Below are 2,601 nucleotides of genomic sequence, written 5' to 3'. Positions count from 1 at the left end.
ACTCATCGCTACGTCTCTCCTTGTAGCATGAGCAGATTTTCACTGGGTCGATACAGATGCGTCGAACGAGCTTATCCCGATTACCTCTCCAACCCGAGGATCCAGCCCTCCCAGCGCACAATAGCGGGTTCACCCGGACACCCTGGTGACCGTCGTTCCTCGATGACGTCCAGCATGCCCAACAGGCCTACCATAGCGTCGAACTGATCCTCAGCCCGCGCGCCGTTCGGAAATCCATTGGAAATGGCGCCAATCAAGGCATCCGTCGCATCAACCACGCGCGTTTCGAACCATTGCAGCAGAAGGCCAGCGACTGATGCGCGACCTTCGGTCGTCCTCTTGCTCCAGACCGGCCTGCGAGCGATCCCGATCTGCCCGTAAACGTCACCGGGATAAGTCTCGGCGACGACGGTGTCATGTTGATCCAGCAGAGTCTTCAGCGAACCAGCGAAGGGCCAGACAGCTATCTGCTCTAGGTTCGGGATCAGGATCTCACGCCAGCCGGCCGCCGCAGCCTTGCCCACCTGGTTGCCGCCCAGCGTCCAGAACAGACTGCAGGCAGCCTGCCGGCTGGGTGTCCTGCGTTCGCATTCGCGCAGCAGGTCTTCTCCATTGGCGAGACCCAAACCTGTCAGCAGATGCTCCCTTCGACGTCCTCCCGGTCGCGCGGGATAGAACGGCCGCCGGATGGAGATTTGCGTGCGGTCGTCGCAGGGATGAAACCAGTTGCTCCAATCGCCATGCCCAAAAGTTCGGAGGGCAGAGAGGAAATCGATCAGACCCGTCTGTTCGCCATATGCTTTGGGCACGCCGATTGGAAAATCGAATCCCACGAACAGGCGTGGCTTGGCGCCCGATGCGCGACGACGGAGCCGTTGCAGGAAATCCGCCGTCGCACCGACCGGCTCTGGCTCATTAATGTGCCAGCGCTCACTGTCGCGGTGGGCCACTGCCATCCAACGTTTGTTCGGGTCGGTGCTCCAATCGCAATGCACGACGAGATCAGGCTTTCTATCGAGATGCATGTCTGTCTCCTCAGACGGATCCCGGACAACGTGGCGCGGCAGCTTCGTCCAAGTGCAGACGCGCCTTCTCCCACTCTCGTGGAATGGACGCCCAGAGCACGGGGCGCGCGGCGCGGTTGATGGGCGACGGATGCATGGAGGACAGGAAGGCGAGACCGCGCTTCTGCACCACCGACTCCGCCCGTGCTGCCTTCCGGCCGACGCCGATCACAAGCCTTACGTGAGGGAGCAGATCAAGAAGCTCCGCCAAGCGGTCGACGCCCGCAGCCACTTCCTCACGGCGCATGGTGCGCGTGCCGTTCCACCACGGAACCGTGTTCCAGATTACGCTCCGTTGGCGCTCAATTCCCGCCTCGGCCGCAAAACGGAAGATCGCCTCGGCCGTGGGATCGTCATTGTCGCGTGATACGAAACCAGACCCGGCGCGGCCGGAGGCACTGGCCTCCGTCATCGGCCCCGGCTTCTCGAGGAGGAAAAGCACCTCGGCTGCAACGCCTCCATCCATCGGGTCGAAGTCGGGCACCGTGCCGCGGCCGTCGGACCGAAGCCGCTCCACGAGGCGGCAGAGCGGCTGCATATGCAGCCGATTCAACATGGACAGCCGAGCGGCCCGCACCTCTGCACTGCGCAGTGAGCGCGGGCTTCCCGGGATTCCGGCAACTTCCCCAGCAGGCCCCGACATCATCCGAGAGCCTCGATGATATCGTCTCCAAGGGTCCGGGTGTTCTTCGGGTTGCCCATCCCGTTCAGAAGACTGACGCCCGCATCTCGCGCAATCTCCCGCAGCACGGGCTTGGCGGGGGAGATCGTCTCGCCATTCCGGGAGACGATGATGGTTCCGTTTTCGAGCTGCGAGATCCGGATGTCGCGCCAGACGGAGGCTGCTGTCTCCTTGAGACGGGAGAGATCGACGGATTTGGCCGGAAGCTTCGGAACCGGGAAGTAGTAGCTCCCTTCAAGCTCGCGCAGGAGCGGCATGGCCTCCTGCATCGAACAGTCGAGCAGCTCCTCGATGGAGGGCTCGCCCTCATCAAGGTTGATGCGCAGGATGATCACCCGGTCGATGAGATGCAGCGTGCTCTTCCGGAAGTCCGCACGCGTGGCCGTACTGACCGTTTTCACCGAGATGCGCTCTCCTTCGGCAGAGACGACGTCGTAGCCCTGCTGGTTGTGCGCCAGCGCCATCTGTCCGCGGGTTATCATGGCGACATAGAGCTCGCCGATCCGCCCGGTAAGGTGCCGCAACTCCTGCAAGGGCGCGCCCCAGGCGAGTTCCTTTTCCAGCCACTGGAGGGCCTCGCCCAGCGAACGGATGATCTGTGTCTGGCTGAGTGCCATGCTGACGTGCAACTCCTTGTAACCGCCTTCCGGATCAGACACCGATCGCATTCAAGGGGTGCGATACGGTGGCCCGCACTCGCACCTTGATCGCGGCGCTCGGTCTGGGAAAGTGTTTTCGCTATGGCATTGCGCGGCATTGCCACGCCTTTTCCCAGCTGTTCTATTGCCGGCCGAATGTCCGGAGCATCACGTTGAATCAGCAAGACTTGTCCGCCTTTCTCTGGTCCGTCGCCGA

General features: G+C 62.4%; 3 protein-coding genes. All 3 read right to left on the bottom strand.

Annotation, left to right across the window (positions count from 1 at the left end; translation table 11 throughout):
• Positions 1-80: 80 nt before the first annotated feature.
• The 3 genes from FG154_RS20205 to FG154_RS20195 all read right to left on the bottom strand — a co-directional run bounded on the left by FG154_RS20205 (position 81) and on the right by FG154_RS20195 (position 2,405).
• Positions 81-1,025 (bottom strand): DUF429 domain-containing protein, encoded by a 945-nt coding sequence (locus tag FG154_RS20205; protein ID WP_145111883.1) that lies wholly within the window; start codon positions 1,023-1,025, stop codon positions 81-83.
• Between the two features lie 10 nt (positions 1,026-1,035).
• Positions 1,036-1,620 (bottom strand): uracil-DNA glycosylase, encoded by a 585-nt coding sequence (locus FG154_RS20200; protein WP_246100486.1) that lies wholly within the window; start codon positions 1,618-1,620, stop codon positions 1,036-1,038.
• Positions 1,621-1,706: 86 nt separating this feature from the next.
• Entirely contained in the window at positions 1,707-2,405 is a 699-nt protein-coding gene (locus FG154_RS20195; protein ID WP_246100485.1) for a DUF6998 domain-containing protein, read from the bottom strand.
• Positions 2,406-2,601 lie beyond the last annotated feature (196 nt).

Origin of the sequence: Cereibacter sediminicola, assembly GCF_007668225.1 — a bacterium.
GTDB lineage: Bacteria > Pseudomonadota > Alphaproteobacteria > Rhodobacterales > Rhodobacteraceae > Cereibacter_A > Cereibacter_A azotoformans.
Note: the sequence above shows the minus strand (reverse complement) of the source record. Positions and strands in the feature narration are given on the sequence as shown.

What these genes read in the sequence shown, in the direction of transcription:
- FG154_RS20205 (WP_145111883.1), bottom strand. Translation starts at nt 1,025, where the DNA reads ATGCATCTCGATAGAAAGCCTGATCTCGTCGTGCATTGCGATTGGAGC.
- FG154_RS20200 (WP_246100486.1), bottom strand. Translation starts at nt 1,620, where the DNA reads ATGTTGAATCGGCTGCATATGCAGCCGCTCTGCCGCCTCGTGGAGCGG.